Origin of the sequence: Sinorhizobium sp. P24N7 (assembly GCF_042436655.1) — a bacterium.
Classification (GTDB): domain Bacteria; phylum Pseudomonadota; class Alphaproteobacteria; order Rhizobiales; family Rhizobiaceae; genus Sinorhizobium; species Sinorhizobium meliloti_A.
In genome coordinates, this window is record NZ_JBHMIW010000006.1 from 392243 (window position 1) to 409591 (window position 17349).

The 17349-nt window shown below is 62.6% G+C and carries 16 protein-coding genes and 1 tRNA gene; 9 read left to right on the forward strand and 8 right to left on the reverse strand.

Going from position 1 to position 17349, the window contains the following annotated elements; genetic code table 11:
- Positions 1 to 13: 13 nt before the first annotated feature.
- Positions 14 to 889 carry an alpha/beta fold hydrolase gene (locus ACFHWW_RS13280; protein WP_275597242.1) on the reverse strand — a complete coding sequence of 292 codons (876 nt, stop codon included), beginning with the start codon at positions 887 to 889 and terminating at the stop codon, positions 14 to 16.
- 207 nt (positions 890 to 1096) lie between these two features.
- Between ACFHWW_RS13280 and ACFHWW_RS13285 the strand changes: the two genes are divergently transcribed.
- On the forward strand, positions 1097 to 2869 hold the full coding sequence (locus ACFHWW_RS13285) for an adenylate/guanylate cyclase domain-containing protein (RefSeq protein ID WP_275597243.1): 1773 nt from the start codon (positions 1097 to 1099) through the stop codon (positions 2867 to 2869).
- 77 nt (positions 2870 to 2946) lie between these two features.
- Here ACFHWW_RS13285 and ACFHWW_RS13290 read toward each other — a convergent pair whose 3' ends face one another.
- Positions 2947 to 3198 (reverse strand): glycine zipper domain-containing protein, encoded by a 252-nt coding sequence (locus tag ACFHWW_RS13290; protein WP_003528572.1) that lies wholly within the window; start codon positions 3196 to 3198, stop codon positions 2947 to 2949.
- Positions 3199 to 3618: 420 nt separating this feature from the next.
- On the opposite strand from ACFHWW_RS13290, the gene ACFHWW_RS13295 reads away from it, so the two are divergent.
- The 4 genes from ACFHWW_RS13295 to hemA all read left to right on the forward strand — a co-directional run bounded on the left by ACFHWW_RS13295 (position 3619) and on the right by hemA (position 8933).
- Complete coding sequence (locus tag ACFHWW_RS13295) at positions 3619 to 4107, forward strand: (2Fe-2S)-binding protein (RefSeq protein ID WP_275597244.1); 489 nt, start codon at positions 3619 to 3621, stop codon at positions 4105 to 4107.
- Positions 4108 to 4208: 101 nt separating this feature from the next.
- Positions 4209 to 6554, forward strand: coding sequence for a xanthine dehydrogenase family protein molybdopterin-binding subunit (locus tag ACFHWW_RS13300; protein ID WP_275597245.1), 2346 nt, complete (start codon positions 4209 to 4211; stop codon positions 6552 to 6554).
- Positions 6555 to 6569: 15 nt separating this feature from the next.
- On the forward strand, positions 6570 to 7367 hold the full coding sequence (locus ACFHWW_RS13305; RefSeq protein ID WP_018097239.1) for a xanthine dehydrogenase family protein subunit M: 798 nt from the start codon (positions 6570 to 6572) through the stop codon (positions 7365 to 7367).
- Between the two features lie 351 nt (positions 7368 to 7718).
- Positions 7719 to 8933, forward strand: coding sequence for a 5-aminolevulinate synthase (hemA, locus tag ACFHWW_RS13310; RefSeq protein ID WP_379938609.1), 1215 nt, complete (start codon positions 7719 to 7721; stop codon positions 8931 to 8933).
- 153 nt (positions 8934 to 9086) lie between these two features.
- Here the strand turns inward: hemA and dxr are convergent, their stop codons facing one another.
- Positions 9087 to 10262 (reverse strand): 1-deoxy-D-xylulose-5-phosphate reductoisomerase, encoded by a 1176-nt coding sequence (gene dxr, locus ACFHWW_RS13315; RefSeq protein WP_275597247.1) that lies wholly within the window; start codon positions 10260 to 10262, stop codon positions 9087 to 9089.
- Between the two features lie 158 nt (positions 10263 to 10420).
- Between dxr and ACFHWW_RS13320 the strand changes: the two genes are divergently transcribed.
- Positions 10421 to 11146, forward strand: a complete 726-nt coding sequence (locus ACFHWW_RS13320) for an META domain-containing protein (RefSeq protein WP_275597248.1) — start codon at positions 10421 to 10423, stop codon at positions 11144 to 11146.
- A gap of 365 nt (positions 11147 to 11511) precedes the next feature.
- Here the strand turns inward: ACFHWW_RS13320 and ACFHWW_RS13325 are convergent, their stop codons facing one another.
- The 5 genes from ACFHWW_RS13325 to ACFHWW_RS13345 all read right to left on the reverse strand — a co-directional run bounded on the left by ACFHWW_RS13325 (position 11512) and on the right by ACFHWW_RS13345 (position 14397).
- Positions 11512 to 11679: a hypothetical protein gene (locus tag ACFHWW_RS13325; RefSeq protein ID WP_018097235.1), complete on the reverse strand. Its 168-nt coding sequence runs from the start codon at positions 11677 to 11679 to the stop codon at positions 11512 to 11514.
- A 194-nt stretch (positions 11680 to 11873) separates the two neighbouring features.
- The gene (locus ACFHWW_RS13330; RefSeq protein ID WP_275597249.1) at positions 11874 to 13064 is read right to left on the reverse strand and encodes a calcium-binding protein; all 1191 of its coding nucleotides are present in this window, start codon (positions 13062 to 13064) and stop codon (positions 11874 to 11876) included.
- Positions 13065 to 13441: 377 nt separating this feature from the next.
- On the reverse strand, positions 13442 to 13765 hold the full coding sequence (locus ACFHWW_RS13335; RefSeq protein WP_324762428.1) for a BrnA antitoxin family protein: 324 nt from the start codon (positions 13763 to 13765) through the stop codon (positions 13442 to 13444).
- Complete coding sequence (locus ACFHWW_RS13340; RefSeq protein ID WP_100674587.1) at positions 13762 to 14007, reverse strand: BrnT family toxin; 246 nt, start codon at positions 14005 to 14007, stop codon at positions 13762 to 13764. Before ACFHWW_RS13340 ends, ACFHWW_RS13335 begins: the two co-directional genes overlap by 4 nt.
- Before the next feature lie 313 nt (positions 14008 to 14320).
- Positions 14321 to 14397 (reverse strand) — tRNA-Arg (locus tag ACFHWW_RS13345).
- 301 nt (positions 14398 to 14698) lie between these two features.
- Between ACFHWW_RS13345 and ACFHWW_RS13350 the strand changes: the two genes are divergently transcribed.
- From ACFHWW_RS13350 to pmi, 3 genes are all read left to right on the forward strand, one after another.
- Complete coding sequence (locus ACFHWW_RS13350) at positions 14699 to 15595, forward strand: ROK family protein (protein WP_379938613.1); 897 nt, start codon at positions 14699 to 14701, stop codon at positions 15593 to 15595.
- A 72-nt stretch (positions 15596 to 15667) separates the two neighbouring features.
- Positions 15668 to 16162 carry a heme-degrading domain-containing protein gene (locus ACFHWW_RS13355; RefSeq protein WP_338284313.1) on the forward strand — a complete coding sequence of 165 codons (495 nt, stop codon included), beginning with the start codon at positions 15668 to 15670 and terminating at the stop codon, positions 16160 to 16162.
- Positions 16163 to 16172: 10 nt separating this feature from the next.
- Positions 16173 to 17339, forward strand: coding sequence for a mannose-6-phosphate isomerase Pmi (gene pmi, locus ACFHWW_RS13360; RefSeq protein WP_379938615.1), 1167 nt, complete (start codon positions 16173 to 16175; stop codon positions 17337 to 17339).
- Positions 17340 to 17349 lie beyond the last annotated feature (10 nt).

The following is a 17349-nucleotide window of genomic DNA, read 5'->3' on the forward strand; positions in this document are numbered from 1 at the left end:
GGAAGCGGGGGCGTCATTTCGCCGAAGCGCGCGAAAGGAAATCTCGGCAGAGGGAGACGACCTCGGACAGGTTGGTCTCCAGCAACCAATGGCCGCCGTCGATGAGATGCAGTTCGGCATCCGGCAGGTCGCGGAGATAGGCTCGGGCGGAGGCCTCGGGCATGTAGCCGTCCTGCGGACCCCAGACGATCAGCGTCGGCGGTCGATGTTCGCGCAGGTAACTCTGGTAGCGCTCGAACCAGGCGAGATTTTCCCGCAGCCCCGCGATGACGTCTATGGCGATCTCACGCCGCTTGGCCGTTGTCATGGACCAATGGAGCTTCCACAGGTCGGGAGAAATCCGCTCGGCAAGCTCGGGCCGGACGTCGTTGAGGTACTCGTCGCGGTATCCTTCCTCGCTTACGGCTTCGCCGAGTTTGGTCCGGCCCTCCGGCGTGGGATTGCGGAAATACTCCTGCAACGGTGCGTATTTAGGTCCGAGCTCATCCTCGTAAATGTCGCCATTTTGAATGATCAGTGCGGAAATGCGCTCCGGCCGGCGAATGGCCAGCCGAAGGCCGATCTGAGAGCCGAAGTCATGTAGATAAAGTGCGAAACGATCGAGGCCCAGGCGCCGGATGAAGGCTTCGAGAAAGTCTGCGAAGCCGTCGAAGCCGTAGGCGAAGTCGTCCGGCGTGTCGCTGTATCCGGATCCGGGGAAATCCGGAGCGACAAGCCTCCACCGGTCGGCCAGCAGCGGCATGAAATTGCGAAACTCGTAGGATGAGCACGGGTAGCCGTGGGGAAGGAGCACGATCGGCGCGTCCGGCGGTCCTGCCTCCCGGTAGAAGACCCGGATGCCGTCCAGATCGAGGAAGCGGTGTTTCACGGAGCCTGGCGAATCGATCATAGGAGCACCTCACATGCGCTGACCAGTGCCGAACAATGAGCGCATGCGATGGTTCCATGCCTGTCGGCAGGCTGCTCCGCAGCTTCTTTTCAAGTGGCTGCTAATTTAGATAGGCGATCACGTCGGGGTGCTATAGAATCGCCCTGGACCGCTTGAACCCGGGAGTCCGGAAGAAGGTGCTCCCGCCAAACGTTTGTTGGCAAACCGATGGAACAGAGACTAGCCGCAGTGCTGGCAGCCGATATGGCAGGCTATAGCCGCCTGATGGAGGCCGATGAAGCCGGTACGATCGCCCGCCTCAGGACTCATCGGATAGAACTGATCGATCCGGCCATTGCAAAGAACAAGGGCCACCTCATCAAGACCACGGGCGACGGTATGCTGGTCGAATTCCAGAGCGTGACCGACGCGGTAAAATGCGCCGTCGAGATCCAGAGCCGCATGAAGCGGCGCAATGCCGACGTGGCGCAGGACCGGCGGATCGAATTCAGGATCGGCATCAATCTCGGCGACATCATCTTCGAGGAGGACGACATCTTCGGCGACGGCGTGAACATCGCCGCCCGTATTGAGCAGCTGGCCGATGTGGGCGGCATCTGCGTGACGGCTGCGGTGGCGACGCAGGTCGCCGACCGGATCGATGTCCCCATCGAGGATCTGGGCGAGAAGATGCTGAAGAACATCAGCCGCCCGATTCATCTCTTCCGAGTCGGGATCGAGGGGCCTGTCCTGCCATCCTTCCCGGAGGCTACGGATGCGCCGCGCTCCGTTTCCAAACCTTCGATCGTGGTGCTGCCGTTCGACAATATGAGCGGCGATCCCGACCAGGAGTTTTTCGCAGACGGCCTGACGGAGGACATCATCACCGAGCTGTCCCGCCGGCACGAGCTGTTCGTCATCTCGCGCAACTCCAGCTTCGTCTACAAGAACCAGCCGGTAAACGTGCGCGAGGCGGCCGAGAAGCTCGGAGCGCAATATCTGGTGGAGGGCAGCGTCCGCAAGATCGGCGACCGGGTGCGCGTGACGGTCCAGCTCATCGACGCGGTCAACGACGCTCATATCTGGGCAGACAAATACGACCGGAGACTGGACGACATCTTCGCCATCCAGGACGAGGTGACGGCGGCGATAGCGGCAACGCTTCCGGGGCGCGTCGAGGCCGCGCAGCGGGACCTGCTCGCCCGCACGAAGCCGGCCAATATGGCGGCCTACGAATGTGCCCTTGCCGCCAAGGTGCTGCATCACCGGAGCACCGTCGCGGATAACGAGCAGGCCCGGGCCCTCATCGACAGGGCTGTCGCGCTCGATCCCGACTATGCGCATGCCCATGCCTGGCGGGCCTGCATCCTCGGGCAAGCCTGGGTCCACGGCTGGTGCGAAGACAAGGATGCGGTCTGGGCCGAGATCGTTGCGGAGCTGGACCGGGCGCTGGCGCTCGACGACAACGACGCCGACGTGCATCGCATCCTCGCGGCGGTAAACGTGAACAACAATGCGCTGACGACGGCGCGCTACCATCAGGAGCGTGCCCTTTCCCTCAATCCCAATTACGACCTGGTTGTGGTCCAGCAGGGCGAACTGCTGACCTGGCTGGGGCGACCGGAAGAGGGGGTCGAGTGGATCCGCAAGGCCATGCAGCTCAATCCTCATCATCCGGAACGCTTCTGGAGCCACCTCGGCAAGGCTCATTTCGCCGCCCGGCAGTATGGAGAGGCGGTCGAGGCCTTCATGCACCTCTCGGTGATGGACCACGTCCAGCATGCATTCGTCGCGGCCTGCTACGGCTGGCTCGGGGATGACATTGCGGCTCACGCCCATATGGAGAAGGTCCGGGCGCTCGCCCCGGATTTCGACCGCGACGCGTTCCTCGCCACGCAGCACTACGTCCAGGAATCGGACCTGCAACACCTCAGCGAAGGGCTTGTCAAAGCGGGAGCGAAGGGCGGATCGGCGGCGGCGAACGGGATCGCAGCGCAATAGCGCTCCTTCGGGAACATTCCGGCGGACATGAAGGGCCCCGGATCGTTCCGGGGCCGTCGATCCGGCCGTTGCGGCACTCAGCAGCGGTCGATGTAGCGGCGGCCGTAGCGGTCGCGGTAGTAGCACTGGCCCGGCTGGTCGGTGACGTGGCCGATAACGGCGCCGGATACGCCGCCGATCGCCGCGCCGACAGCCGCGCCGCGGACGTCGCCGGTGACCGCGCCCCCGATGATTGCCCCCGATACGGCGCCGATACCGGCACCCTTTTCGGTTTGCGTGCAGCTCGCGACCGACAGGGCGACCAACACAAGCGCGATGGCTTTCTTCATGATGTCCTCTCCGATTTCGACGGATTCAGCGTCCGCCTCGTCCGTCCTATAGTGATGGGAGGGTGCGAACCGCGGCCCTCCACTTGAACTTGCATTCGAACATAACCCGCCGCCGAGGAAAATGCACGGATACGGCGAGATCGTTCTTATGCCACATAATGCGATCTTTCCTGAACGGAACATGAAGGAGCTGTTGCCGGGGTTACATACGCGCTCGCATTTTTTTGCCCCTTGTGGCGCGAAACGGTTGCGGCGGCCCGAAAAAAAGACAAATGTTACAACGTCGCCACGCGGGCTCGGGAGGAGCGGACCGCTGGCGGAAGGGCAATCGATATCGGTCGGCGCGTACTTCGAGTCGCGTGAACGCATCTCACCCGATTTGAAGCCGCGCTCGACTCTGGACCGACCCGGAGGAGCGAAATGGCGAAAATAACGATGACGGTCAACGGCCGCCAGGTAAGTGGTACCTGCGACGACCGAACGCTGCTGGTGCACTTTATCCGCGAAAATCTCGGCCTGACCGGGACCCATGTCGGCTGCGACACGACGCAGTGCGGCGCTTGCGTCGTTCACATGGACGGGCAATCGGTGAAAAGCTGTTCCATCCTTGCCGCTCAGGCGGCCGGCTCGACGATCACGACGATCGAGGGCCTGGCGTCGAACGGCGAGCTTCACCCGGTCCAGGCGGCTTTCAAGACGTATCACGGACTGCAATGCGGCTTCTGCACGCCGGGCATGGTTATGACCGCCGTCGACATGATCCGTCGACATGGCGGCAATCTTGACGAGGCGACGGTCCGCGCCGAGCTGGAAGGCAACATCTGTCGCTGCACCGGCTATCACAACATCGTCCAGGCGATCCTGGCCGCCGCGGCCGGGACGGACGGCGTTCGCCAGGCGGCAGAATGAGGAAACCCAAAGGGAGCGCGATGCCAGGCGAGCATCGCACGTGATTTTCGTCATTCCGCTCGAGCGGAAATTCGTTGCAAGACTTCGGGAGGAGATAGGCAATGGGCGTTGAAGGCATCGGCGCGCGGGTGGCGCGCAAGGAAGACAAGCGCTTCCTGACCGGCAAGGGGCGTTATACGGACGACATGGTCGTGCCCGGCATGAAATATGCGGTTTTCGTGCGCAGCCCGCATGCGCATGCGACCATCAGGAGCATCGACGCGACGTCGGCCAAGGCGATGCCGGGCGTGATCGACGTGCTCGACGGCAAGCAACTGCTGGCGGATGGGATCGGCAATCTCATCTGCGGTTGGATGATCCACTCGAAGGACGGCTCACCGATGCGCATGGGCGCCTGGCGGCCGCTTGCCCACGAGACCGTGCGCTATGTCGGCGACGCGGTGGCGATCGTCGTCGCCGACAGTGTTGCGCAAGCCCGCGATGCGGCGGAAGCGGTGGTCGTGGATTACGAAACCCTGCCGGTCGTCACCGATACGCTCCAGGCTCTGGGCGAAGGCGAGCCGCAGATCCATCCGGAAGCGCCGGGCAATCTGATCTTTGATTGGGAGCTTGGCGACGCGGGCGCGACCGACCAGGCGATCGCTGCTGCGGCGCATGTCACGGAACTGAAGATCATCAACAACCGCCTGTCGCCGAATGCGATGGAGCCGCGCGCGACACTCGGTATCTATGATGCCGGCGACGACCATTTCACCTGCTATACCACCAGCCAGAACCCGCATCTTGCCCGGCTGGTGATGAGCGCCTTCTACAATGTCGCGCCCGAGAACAAGCTCCGGGTGATCGCTCCGGACGTCGGCGGTGGCTTCGGCTCCAAGATTTTCATCTATCCGGAAGAGATCGTCTGTCTGTGGGCCTCGAAGCGTACCGGCGTGCCGGTGAAATGGACCGCGGACCGCACCGAGGCCTTCCTGACGGACGCGCACGGCCGCGATCATGTGTCGACGGTGAAGATGGCATTCGACAGCAGCAATCGGATCACCGCGCTGAAGGTCGATACCATCGCCAATCTCGGCGCGTATATGTCTCTCTTCTCCTCCTGCGTGCCGACCTATCTCTATGCGACGCTCCTCTCCGGGCAGTATGCGATCCCGGCGATCCATGCCAATGTCCGCACCGTCTATACCAATACGGCGCCGGTCGACGCCTATCGCGGCGCCGGGCGGCCGGAGGCCACATACCTGCTGGAGCGCACGATCGAGACGGCCGCGCGCGAGCTCGGCGTTTCCCCTGCGGAACTCAGGCGCATCAACTTCATCCGCACCTTCCCCCATCAGACGCCGGTGATCATGAACTACGATGCGGGCGATTACGAAGCGTCGCTCAAGGGGGCGATGGAGGCGGCCGACTGGGACGGTTTCGCCGCGCGCAAGGCGGAAGCCGAGCGGCGGGGAATGAAGCGCGGCATCGGCATGAGCTGCTATATCGAAGCCTGCGGACTGGCGCCTTCCGCCGCCGTCGGCTCGCTCGGCGCCGGCGTCGGCCTGTGGGAATCGGCCGAAGTCAGGGTCAACGCGGTCGGCACGATCGAGGTGATGACCGGCTCGCACAGCCACGGCCAGGGACACGAAACGACCTTCGCCCAGGTGGTTGCGGAGCGTTTCGGCGTACCGATCGACAGCGTCAATATCGTCCATGGCGATACCGACAAGGTGCAGATGGGCATGGGAACCTATGGTTCCCGCTCCGGTGCCGTCGGAATGTCGGCCGTCTTCAAGGCGCTCGACAAGGTCGAGGCCAAGGCCAAAAGGATTGCGGCCCATCTGATGGAGGCGGACGAGAGCGACATCGTCATCGAGGACGGCGCGCTCAAGGTGGCCGGCACCGACAGGTCGGTCCCTTGGTCGCAGGTGGCGCTTGCTTCCTATACGGCCCATAACCTGCCGCCCGGCATGGAGCCGGGCCTCAAGGAGGGCGCCTTCTACGATCCCAGCAACTTCACCTTCCCGGCGGGTTGCTATATCTGCGAAGTGGAGGTGGATCCGGAAACCGGCCAGACGAAGATCGTGCAGTTCGTCGCGGCGGACGATTTCGGAAATATCATCAACCCGCTGATCGTCGAGGGCCAGGTGCATGGCGGGCTGGCGCAGGGCATAGGCCAGGCGCTGCTCGAAGGGGTGCATTACGACCAGAGCGGGCAGCTGCTGACGGCGAGCTACATGGACTACGCCATGCCGCGCGCCGACGACCTGCCTTCGTTCACGGTGACGACCTCGAACACGCCCTGCCCGAGCAACCCGCTCGGCGTCAAGGGCTGCGGCGAGGCGGGGGCGATCGGCTCGCCGCCGGCGCTGATCAACGCCATCACGGACGCGATCGGCACCAACGAGCTCACCATGCCGGCGACCTCGCAAAAGGTCTGGGCGGCGGTGCATAGCGCGCATTGATCGGGAGGACTTGAAATGTATGAGACCAACTATCATCGGGCCTCCTCGGTCGAAGAGGCAGCGAAGCTGATGGGGACCGCCGCGGAGGGAAAATATCTCTCCGGCGGCATGACGCTCATCCCGACGATGAAGCAGCGGCTCGCCGCCCCGAGCGACCTTGTCGATCTCAGGCACATTGCCGAGATGAAGGGGATCACCGTCGACGGCCGGTCGGTCAGGATCGGCGCGGCGACGACGCATGAGGAGGTCGCGACCTCCGCCGCGCTTGCCGCGGTCTGTCCGGCCATTTGCGGGCTTGCCAGCCACATAGGTGATCCGCATGTCCGCCACATGGGTACGATCGGCGGCTCCATCGCCAACAACGATCCGGCGGCGGACTATCCGGCCGCGATGCTGGCGCTCGATGCGGTGATCGTCACCGACAGGCGCGAGGTCAAGGCTGAAGACTTCTTCACCGGTCTCTTCGAAACGGCGCTCGAAGACGGTGAGATCGTGACGGCCGTCCGCTTCGAAGCGCCGGCGAAAGCGGCCTATCGGAAGTTCCCCAATCCGGCATCGCGCTATGCGATGACCGGCGTCTTCGTCGTCCGTCGTGACGATGGCGCAGTGCGCGTTGGCGTGACCGGAGCCGGGTCGGACGGCGTCTTCCGCCATCCGGACCTCGAGGCGGCGCTTGCCGCCAACTGGTCGCCGGGTGCCGTCGACAATGTGAAGGTGGACGATTCGAACCTGCTTTCCGATATTCATGCAAGCGCTGCCTATCGCGCCAATCTCGTCAAGGTGATGACGAAACGCGCCGTGGCGGCCGCCTGACGGACCAACTTTGGTATCGAAAAAGGGCGGCAGCGGCCGCCCTTTTTCCGCAATTGCTTGACTTCGATCGATGTTCGGGAGAATGAAGTTTTGCTAGCCATTTTGGAATGGTTCAAAACTGGACTTTCGGACTCCGTGTCGAGGTCGAGTCTGATTACCGCGGAAAGGTTTGAAAATGTGTCGTCATTTTCCATCGCCTTTCCCGCTTGCCAGGCACGACACGCGCCGCGCAGAATAACCGGGGTCTGGGGGCCGAGAGGCCTTTTGCCGCAGCCCGCGCGTCGGAGCCTGTCCGGGGTTGACCACTGATCGCTTTGTAGGAAGAAAGGCGACAGGGCACTGGAGATGATGATGGATTTCGAGAGTTTCTTCAAAAACGAGCTGGATGGGCTGCATCAGGAAGGCCGTTACCGGGTTTTCGCCGATCTCGCTCGCCATCGCGGCAGCTTCCCCAAGGCGACGCGCTACACGGCCGATGGCGCCCAGGAAGTGACCGTATGGTGCTCGAACGACTATCTCGGCATGGGCCAGTGTCCCATCGTCACCGAGGCGATGAAGATCGCGATCGATGAATGCGGCGCCGGCGCCGGCGGCACCCGCAACATCTCCGGCACCAACCATTACCATGTGCTGCTCGAGCGCGAGCTCGCCGACCTGCACGGCAAGGAATCGGCTCTTCTGTTCACCTCCGGTTACGTTTCGAACTGGGCCGCGCTCGGGACGCTCTGTTCCAAAATTCCCGGCGTTATCGTCTTTTCGGATGCCGGCAACCACGCTTCGATGATCGAGGGCATCCGCCACTCGAAATGCGAGCGGGTCATCTTCAAGCACAATTCGGTGGCGGACCTCGAGGCTAAGCTTGCAGCCGCCGACCCGCGCGCGCCTAAAATCATTGCCTTCGAATCCGTTTATTCGATGGATGGCGACATCGCGCCGATCGAGGCATTCTGCGATCTCGCCGACAAATACGGCGCGATGACCTATCTTGACGAAGTTCATGCGGTCGGCATGTACGGCCCGCGCGGCGGCGGCATTGCCGAGCGCGAGGGGCTGATGCACCGGCTGACGGTCATCGAAGGCACGCTCGGCAAGGCCTTCGGCGTCATGGGCGGCTACATCACCGGATCGGCGGCGCTTTGCGACTTCATCCGCTCCTTCGCTTCCGGTTTCATCTTCACCACGGCGCTGCCGCCGGCGCTCGCCGCCGGGGCGCTCGCCTCCATTCGCCACCTGAAGGAAAGCCAGGTCGAACGCTTCGCGCATCAGGAGCGCGTGCGCCGGCTTCGTTCGCTGCTCGACCAGCGCGGTATTCCGCATATGGTCAATCCGAGCCATATCGTGCCGGTCATCGTTGGCGACGCCGCCAAGTGCAAGTGGATATCCGACCTGCTGCTCGACAATTTCGGCATCTACGTCCAGCCGATCAATTACCCGACCGTGCCGAAGAAGACCGAGCGCCTGCGCATCACGCCGACCCCCCTGCATTCTGACGCCGATATCGACCATCTGGTCGGCGCGCTGCATTCGCTCTGGTCGCGTTGTGCGCTGGCGAGGGCCGTGGCGTAAGCTCCGGCGAGCTCTGGCGGGGAGAGGGACTTCCTCGCCCGAACCTCTGTTTCGTAGCAGCGCTCGTGTGGTGCAAGGCGCTGCCACTTGTCCCCTTCGCCCCGCCTACGGGCCAGCAGGCTGGATGAGGGCGGATTCACCCCCAACAACTCTCTACCGGATCATCTCGGCAGCCGCCCGCCGCGCTTTTTCATCCGCGGCAAAGACGTCGTCCATGTTCGCCGCAGCCGGCAGGCCGGCAAGCGCGTCCATCACTCTCTCGACGATTTCCGCCATGGCCAGGAAGCCGACGCGGCCTTTGATGAACGCCTCGAGTGCGGTCTCCTTGGCGCCGTTCAGCACGGCACCCTGGACGCCGCCTTCCTCCATGGCGCGGCGCGCGAGCCTCAGCGCCGGGAAGCGGACTTCGTCCGGGGCTTCGAAATCGAGCCGGGCGAGCCTGGCGAAGTCCAGGCGCTCGACCGGCAGACGGCAGCGCTCGGGGTAGGAAAGCGCATAGCCGATGGCCGTGCGCATGTCGGGGCAGCCGAGCTGGGCGAGGACGGACCCGTCCGTATAGCCGACCATCGAGTGGATCACGGATTGCGGGTGGACGATCACCTCGATCTGGTCCGGCCTCAGGCGGAAGAGGTGGCGCGCCTCGATCATCTCGAGCGCCTTGTTGAACATGGAGGCGCTGTCGATCGAGATCTTGAGGCCCATGGACCAGTTCGGATGGGCGCGGGCCGTATCCGCCGTCACATGCCGCATTTCGTCGAGGGTGCTGGTGCGGAACGGACCGCCGGAGGCGGTAAGCACGATGCGCTCGACGGCATGGCGCTGGTCGTTCTCCAGCACCTGGAAGATCGCATTGTGCTCGCTGTCGACCGGCAGCAGCCGTCCGCCGCCCGCGCTGACGGCTTCGATGAAAAGGCTGCCGGCGGAAACGAGGCATTCCTTGTTGGCGAGTGCGATGTCGGCGCCGCGGCGGGCGGCGGCAAGTGTCGGGCCAAGACCGGCATTGCCGACGATCGCCGCCATAACCCAGCCTGCGTCCCGTTCGGCCGCCTCGATCAGGCCGCTGCGCCCGGCGGCGACGTCGATACCGCTGCCGCTCAGCGCCTCCCTGAGTTCGCCGTAGCGATGCTCGTCGGCGGTGACTGCGAGCTCCGCGCCGACGCGGCGGGCCTGCTCCGCAAGCAACGGGATGTTGCCGTTGCCGGTCAGCGCGGCGATGGCGAATCGATCGCGCCCGCCGAGCCGTTCGACCACGTCGAGCGTATTGGTCCCGATCGATCCGGTGGAACCCAGTATCGTCAGACGGCGCTTGAAATCATCGCCGGATGCCATGCCAAAATCCCGTATTCTTCTCGTTCTAATGATTTTACTAGGCTCTACAGCCGAATACTGCCGGCAACAAGGGTGAAGTCATCGCCCTTCTCCAAGAGGCAGCGCTCGGGTAAGAATCGTTAACACCGTCGAACGATGATTTGTCTGAGGAGTTTTCGATGCTGCAAGCCCTGACCGCCGCATCTTGCGCCTGCGTGCTGATCGAGCTTGCCTCCATGCAGACGGTGGCTGCCGAAAAGGTGCCGGAGGCGCTCGTCGGCTCGTGGCTTGCCGAGGACATAGGCGGCCGGGGCGTGATCGATGATCTTCAGACGACGCTCGAGATTCGTGAGGACGGCACCTATGGCGGCATGGCCGGCTGCAATCACTTCACCGGAACGTTCGGCCTCTCCGGCGCGACGATCACCTTCGGGCCGGCTGCCGCCACCCGCAAGATGTGCGTACCGGCGGTCATGGACCAGGAGCGGAAGTTCTTCGAAGCGCTGAAGACGGAGCTTACCTGGCGAATAGAGGGAACCAAGCTCTTTCTCGGCGGGCGAAACGAGAAGAGCGTGCTGCAGCTAACCTCGATGCAGTCGCGGAACGGCAACCGGGCAGAACTGACGATCGAAATTCCCGACGTCGGCACAGTCGACCGGCGGACGGTTCTCTATGCCTGCGGCGACAAGACGATCGAGGTCGAATACATCGACGCCGGGTCCGCGTCGCTCGCGACCTTCACTATCGAGGGCACGTTCATCGTGGCATCGAACGTGATTTCCGGATCGGGAGCCAGATATGCCGGCGGCCGATATGTCTGGTGGACGAAGGATGGCGAGGCGACGCTTTTCGATACGATGAAGGGCGAGGAGGACCCGGGGATAGCGTGCAAGGAAGTAGAATAGCGGGGCCGCTCGACACAGGCTGGACGGGATTGTACGTCTGAACCATGCTGAGATGGAGGCCGGATAGAAGGGGAGAACGATCCGGAGGGATCGGGCAACGGCGAAGGCCTTCAGGGGGCAGGGCTTCGGAGCAGCCGCTACCGCCGGCTGGTCGGGCTTGCCTGAACTGCGCTCTCGTACCCTGTTCTACAGCACGGATCGAGAAAATCACGCATCGCAGCGCATTGCCGCCCGCCTCGGCCTTCGGCTTCGAGGAGCAAGCTTGAGGGTAGACTAGAGCCTTTCTCGGAATCGCGGAAACTCTCTAACCCCTTGTTTTCCGCAATGCCGGGCGGAAAACCGCTCAGCACGGGAACATGCGGAACTCACGCGCTGCTGTTTGTGTCGCTACCTTCGTCCAATTCATGGAATTGGATAAAGCCATATTGCTCCAGCCACTCGCGAAGGATGAGGCGGATTATTTCGTCCCGGGTCATCTGGAGTTCTTCGCAGGCCAGAGCGAGGGCCAACTCAACGTCATCCGCGAAGATCATCGCTTCACCTGCATAGTACAACCACGAGCTAGAAGGGTCTCACAGCACCGGTTGCAGTCAAGGATTACGGAGCGTGCTCAATGGGATAAGCCAAAATGGGCTAAGACTATCGCCCATTTCATATCGGACTTAAGTCTCAAAGGAACGCACCGCGCGTCGGATACGCGCGGTGCTCGAACTTTCATCCGCTTCGATCAGGCGAAGAGAAAATCGGCGCTGCTGAAGTGGGAGGCGGCGAGGGTATTCGTCGGATCGTCGACATGGATCGACAGCGCATTGCCCGTCGAATCGTAGCCTTTCAACATCACGTCTCCGCTGGCGTCATCATACGCGAAAATCGTACCGGCCGTGCCGGAGCTCGAATATTGCTTGATTCCGAGGTTCTCCAGGACAAGCAGATCGGTGCCGTCCTGAAAGTCCATCACGGAGTCCCGTCCGACGAGCGAACCCGCGCCCTTGAAGACGAAGCGGTCGGCATCGGCGCCACCCCACAGGATGTCGCTTCCCGCGTCGCCAAGAAGGGTATCTCTGCCCGCGTCGCCGCGAAGCGTGTCGTTTCCGTCTCCGGCAATGACAAGGTCGTTGCCGAGGCCGCCAGCAAGCACGTCGTCGCCAGCTTCGCCCGTCAGGATATCGTCTCCGGCATCTCCGAATGCCCGATCGTTGCCGGCGCCTGCGGCAATCCGATCGTTACCGTTACCGCCGTGGGCTTCGTCGATGCCGCCCTCGGAGTCGAGCACGTCATTCCCATCACCGCCATCGAGGTAGTTGTTCCCGTCGCCGCCATCGACGATGTCGTCGCCGATGCCGCCATAGACCCGGTCGTTTCCGGATTGGCCCTTCAGGGCGTCGTTGCCCTCTTCGCCGTAGATCGTATCGTTGCCGGCACCACCACCGACCGCCTGCTGCGTCAGCTTGCCCGTCGCGGGATCAATGCGGTTGTTGAAGCCGTCGTTTCCAGAGCCGGCATAGATGATGTCGTCTCCCACTCCGCCGTCGATGTATTCCTCGCCGGCGCCCCCATAGATCTGGTCGTTGCCGGCGTCTCCGAGGATATGGTCATGGCCATCGCCGCCGTTGATGATGTCATTGCCGTCTTCGCCGGAAAAGATATCGTTGCCGAGCCCGCCGATCAGCGTGTCGGCGCCCGCGCCGCCGTCGAAGCTGTCATTGCCGTCGCCGCCTTCCGCGTAGTCATCGCCCGCTCCGGCCTTGAAAAAGTCGTTGCCAAGCCCGCCATAGAGCAAGTCGTTGCCAAGCCCGCCGTCGAGATAGTCGTCACCGGCATTACCCCAAATGGAATCACTGCCATCATAGCCGCGGATCGTGTCCGCAAGATTCGTACCCATGAGCTTGTTGGCGACGTTGGTTCCATTGATGTTCATTCGTTTACTCCCTGCTGTTTTGACGGCGGGGGTGGTGAAGTTCGAATGAGGCGTAACGGTGACACGCCTTAAGCCGGAATTACGCGCGTGGAACAAGCTGTTGTTTACGCGAAAGGAAAAGGGCGGCAGTTGTGTGGATAACGTTTTTTCCCGCCTCTCGGAGAGCTTTCAGCTATCGGAAAGTTCGGGAGCAAGCGGAAGCCCTATCCCTTTGACGAATGCTGAAAGGCTTGGCCGATTGCGGATTAATGCTTCGCAAGCGTAACGGTCATAAGGCTCTTTCCAGCCCCGCCGTAACCTGACTTAAAGGCGGCAGAAGGCAACAGCAGCGGCAGGCCTATGACCAGACCGTCAGGTAAGAGTGCGGGAGAAGTAAGCTAGCCGGCCTTCTTCAACCCGGCGGCCTTGCGAAGGTCGTCATTCATTCGGCTCTGCCAGCCTTTGCCGGTCGCCTTGTAATGCTCGATAATGTCCGGATCCAAGCGGATGGATAGCTGCTGCCTGGGCTTCTCGATGGCTGGCCGGCCCCTGGCACGCTTGATGCTCTCGGCGAGGTCGGGAAAAGCCTCGACGAAGGGCTTGGCTTGCCTAAGCTGCTCGTCGGTAGCCTCGGGAGCATCCGGGTCGCTGGCTATCTTGCGCTGAATTTCTGCCTCCTCCTTGTCGGAGATATGGCGAATGCGGCGGGATGGGTTCGTCATAGTAAGCTCCTTTCCTTCCGGCTGGCGTCACGCATGGAGATAATCGAAATACCTTCCGAGCCAAGGCGACCGAAGACCACGGCAATCACGCCATTGCGCAGGACGCCGATTGCCATGAAGCGGCCTTCCTTGGCCGGGACCACTACGGACGAAGAGAAGAACTCCATGTCGAGCTCGGCGAAATCATAGGCGTGCTTGCCGATGTTGGTCTGGCGCTTGGTTTCGTCGTACGTGATCTTCATGCATTTTTTGTATCACGTTTAATTCCGAATGCAAAAATAAAAGTGATACGGAAAATGTGATACCGAAAAGCGAGGCTTTTGGATGACCGACGAAACCCGAAATAACGGCTTCCATCCTGCCGAAGGACCGCAACGTCAACATCAATATGGAAAACTGAGGGATGACCGGCTTATCATGTCGCATGGAGTCGCCAGCAAGAGGTTGGTAATGCTTGGAAATCAAGGGAGATCGTTGCGAGGCCGTGCGACACGGCTTTAAGCGGACCTCTCTGCGGCCGCATCAGCTAAGTTCGTGAATTTATTGATACGAAGATGGTGATCCCGGCGCGATTCGAACGCGCGACCCCCAGATTAGGAATCTGGTGCTCTATCCTGCTGAGCTACGGGACCACTCGGAATAGACCCATACAAAAGCGAGGCTCTTTCGCCAAGTGTTTTTCGGCGATCGCAGCCGATTTGCAGGCGCTCCCGAAGATGGGGGGCAGATCCCGATGAATTGAGGCCGCGTCGACCCAAAATCATGAACGTGATCGATTCAAGTCGTTTGAGCGGCATGCGGGCAGCAAACCGCACACAGTTTTCCTCATCCCACTAGCGTCCCCGATACGGTGGATGCTAAGCAAGGCCCGCGGCGCCGGAGGAGAGGCTGCCGCGTTTCTCGCCAACGATCATTATCCCAAAGACCAGATATATGTTTATCGGAATTGACTGGGGCGGCACGAAAATGGAGGTCATCGCGCTCGATCGCGACGGCGAGACGCGTGCCCGCCATCGTGTCCCGACACCCACCAGCGGCTATGAGGATTGCGTCCGTGCCGTCGTAGAGCTCGTCGCCTCGGCCGAAAGCACCGCCGGCGAGCGCGGCTCGGTCGGCATCGGCATACCTGGAAGTCCCAATCCGCGCACCGGCATCGTGCGCAATTCCAATGCGGTGCTCATCAACGGCAAGCCGCTCGGGCGGGATCTTGCGGCTGCGCTCGGACGTGAGGTGCGCCTGGCCAACGACGCCAATTGCCTTGCGGTCTCCGAAGCCGTCGACGGGGCGGGGAAGGACGCGGGCGTCGTCTTCGGCGTGATCGTGGGTACGGGCCATGGCGGGGGTCTGGCGATCGGCAAGAAGGTTCACGCCGGCTACCAGGGCGTCGCGGCCGAGATCGGCCATTATCCGCTGCCCTGGATGACGAAGGACGAATATCCGGGGCACAGGTGCTGGTGCGGCAAGCTCGGTTGTCTCGACATGTATGCCTGCGGCACCGGTCTGGAACTCGACTACCGCATGACGACCGGGACGGACCGGCGCGGGCGGGACATCATCGAGGCGAAGCGCGCGGGCGATCCGGTGGCAATCGGTGTCTACGAGCGCTTCGTCGACCGGCTGGCCCGCAGCCTCGCGCTGTTGACCAACATCGTCGATCCCGACGTCTTCGTGCTCGGCGGCGGCATGTCCAATGTCGACGAGATTTACGGCGAGTTGCCGGCATCGATCACCAGATATCTCTTCGGCGACAGTTTCGAGACGCCGATCCGCAAGGCGGTGCACGGCGACAGTTCCGGTGTGCGCGGCGCCGCATGGCTTTGGAAGGATTAATCGCCAGGCGGGAAATTTGCAGGATCGCGCATCGCACTCGTCCAGTTCGACCACTGACCAAGCGGAGGCATTATGAACATAGACAATGATCTGCGCCGGATTGCGCTGCAGGAGCAGCAATTGCAGTTCGACCGCTTCGATCTCGAGACGGCCTGGAAGCTGGGCGCAACGCTTCGCCGGATGGCCGCGGAACGCAAGCTCGGCTGCGTCATCGACATCACGCTCTATTCCATGCAGGTCTTCTATGCGGCCCTCGATGGGGCGACGCCGGACAATCCGAACTGGGTGCGCCGCAAGCGCAACACGGTGTTCCGCCTGTTCAAGAGCAGCTACGCCACCGGGCTCAGCCTTCTCAAGCAGCAAACGAATTTGCAGGCGAAGCTCGGCCTGCCGGATGCCGAGTTTGCCGCCCATGGCGGCAGCTTCCCGATCGTCGTCAAGGGAACGGGCTGCATCGGCGCCGTCACCGTTTCCGGCCTGCCGCAGCGGGAGGACCATAATCTCGTGGTCGAGGCGCTGGCAGAACTTCTCGGCGCGGATCACGACGCGCTGAAGCTGGAAAGCTGACGGAAAGCGGATGGGCATGGATATTCATCTCCAGGCAGGCGAACTCGCGGGCTGGCTGAACGATGCTGCCTTGCCGCTCTGGCGGCAGAAAGGCTTCGACGGGGAGGGCGGCGGCGGCTTCGTCGAGACGATCGACATGAAAGGCGAACCGACGCGGGCCGACCGCCGCTCCCGCGTGCAGCCCCGGCAGGTCTACTGCTTCGCCGCGGCCGGCCGGCGTGGCTGGAATGGAGACTGGCGCACCGCCGCCGAAGGCGGCCTTCTTTATTTCGATCGCGTCTACGGACAGCCGGGCGGCTTTTACGGGGCGCTGGCGAATGCCGACGGCAAGCTCATCGACGCATCCTTCGACCTCTACAACCAGGCTTTCGCCTTGCTTGCCTTCGCCCATCTGGCGGAAGTCCTGCCGGAGCGCGGAGCCGAGATGGTGGGGCGCAGCGACAAACTCAGGCGGCGGCTCGAAACCCGTTGCAAGCATCCGCTCGCCGGCTTCGAGGAGGACGAGCCGCCGCGCCTGCCGCTCGGCTCCAATCCGCACATGCATCTCTTCGAAGCCTGCCTCGCAAGCGAGGAGGCGGAAGGATTCGACCGCGTCGCCTGGGCCAATCTCGCCGACGAGATTGCGCATCTGGCCATGGACCGGTTCATCGACGCCGGGAGCGGGGCGCTGCGTGAGTTCTTCGACCACGACTGGGCGCCGTTCCCCGGCGAAAAAGGCCGTATCGTCGAGCCGGGGCACCATTTCGAATGGGCATGGCTCCTCCTGCGCTGGGCGGAACGGCGCGGCAATGCGCAGGCGATCGTCGAGGCGCGGCGGCTTTTCGATATCGGCGAAAAATATGGAACATGCCCCGAGCGGGACGTGATCGTCATGACGCTCCTCGACGATTTCTCCGTTGCCGATCCGACAGCGCGGCTTTGGCCGCAGACGGAGTGGCTGAAGGCGGCGATCCGATTTGCGGCGTTGACCGAAGGTGCGGAAAAAGAGCGTTATCTCGCTTCGGCTGGACGCGCCATGGGGGCGCTGCAGCGCTTTCTGGACGTGCCTGTCCGCGGCCTCTGGCGCGACAAGCAGAAGGCGGATGGCACCTTTGTCGAAGAACCGGCGCCAGCAAGCACCTTCTATCATATTCTTTGCGCGATCTATGAACTGGAAGATTGCCTCAAGCGGATGTGACCGGCGGAAG

Coding starts and splice junctions, on each gene's coding strand:
- pmi (WP_379938615.1), top strand. CDS start 16,173: ATGGGCATGGATATTCATCTCCAGGCAGGCGAACTCGCGGGCTGGCTG.
- hemA (WP_379938609.1), top strand. CDS start 7,719: ATGGATTTCGAGAGTTTCTTCAAAAACGAGCTGGATGGGCTGCATCAG.
- ACFHWW_RS13320 (WP_275597248.1), top strand. CDS start 10,421: ATGCTGCAAGCCCTGACCGCCGCATCTTGCGCCTGCGTGCTGATCGAG.
- ACFHWW_RS13335 (WP_324762428.1), bottom strand. CDS start 13,765: ATGACGAACCCATCCCGCCGCATTCGCCATATCTCCGACAAGGAGGAG.
- ACFHWW_RS13300 (WP_275597245.1), top strand. CDS start 4,209: ATGGGCGTTGAAGGCATCGGCGCGCGGGTGGCGCGCAAGGAAGACAAG.
- ACFHWW_RS13305 (WP_018097239.1), top strand. CDS start 6,570: ATGTATGAGACCAACTATCATCGGGCCTCCTCGGTCGAAGAGGCAGCG.
- ACFHWW_RS13280 (WP_275597242.1), bottom strand. CDS start 889: ATGATCGATTCGCCAGGCTCCGTGAAACACCGCTTCCTCGATCTGGAC.
- ACFHWW_RS13330 (WP_275597249.1), bottom strand. CDS start 13,064: ATGAACATCAATGGAACCAACGTCGCCAACAAGCTCATGGGTACGAAT.
- ACFHWW_RS13295 (WP_275597244.1), top strand. CDS start 3,619: ATGGCGAAAATAACGATGACGGTCAACGGCCGCCAGGTAAGTGGTACC.
- ACFHWW_RS13285 (WP_275597243.1), top strand. CDS start 1,097: ATGGAACAGAGACTAGCCGCAGTGCTGGCAGCCGATATGGCAGGCTAT.
- ACFHWW_RS13290 (WP_003528572.1), bottom strand. CDS start 3,198: ATGAAGAAAGCCATCGCGCTTGTGTTGGTCGCCCTGTCGGTCGCGAGC.
- ACFHWW_RS13350 (WP_379938613.1), top strand. CDS start 14,699: ATGTTTATCGGAATTGACTGGGGCGGCACGAAAATGGAGGTCATCGCG.
- ACFHWW_RS13355 (WP_338284313.1), top strand. CDS start 15,668: ATGAACATAGACAATGATCTGCGCCGGATTGCGCTGCAGGAGCAGCAA.
- ACFHWW_RS13340 (WP_100674587.1), bottom strand. CDS start 14,007: ATGAAGATCACGTACGACGAAACCAAGCGCCAGACCAACATCGGCAAG.
- ACFHWW_RS13325 (WP_018097235.1), bottom strand. CDS start 11,679: ATGATCTTCGCGGATGACGTTGAGTTGGCCCTCGCTCTGGCCTGCGAA.
- dxr (WP_275597247.1), bottom strand. CDS start 10,262: ATGGCATCCGGCGATGATTTCAAGCGCCGTCTGACGATACTGGGTTCC.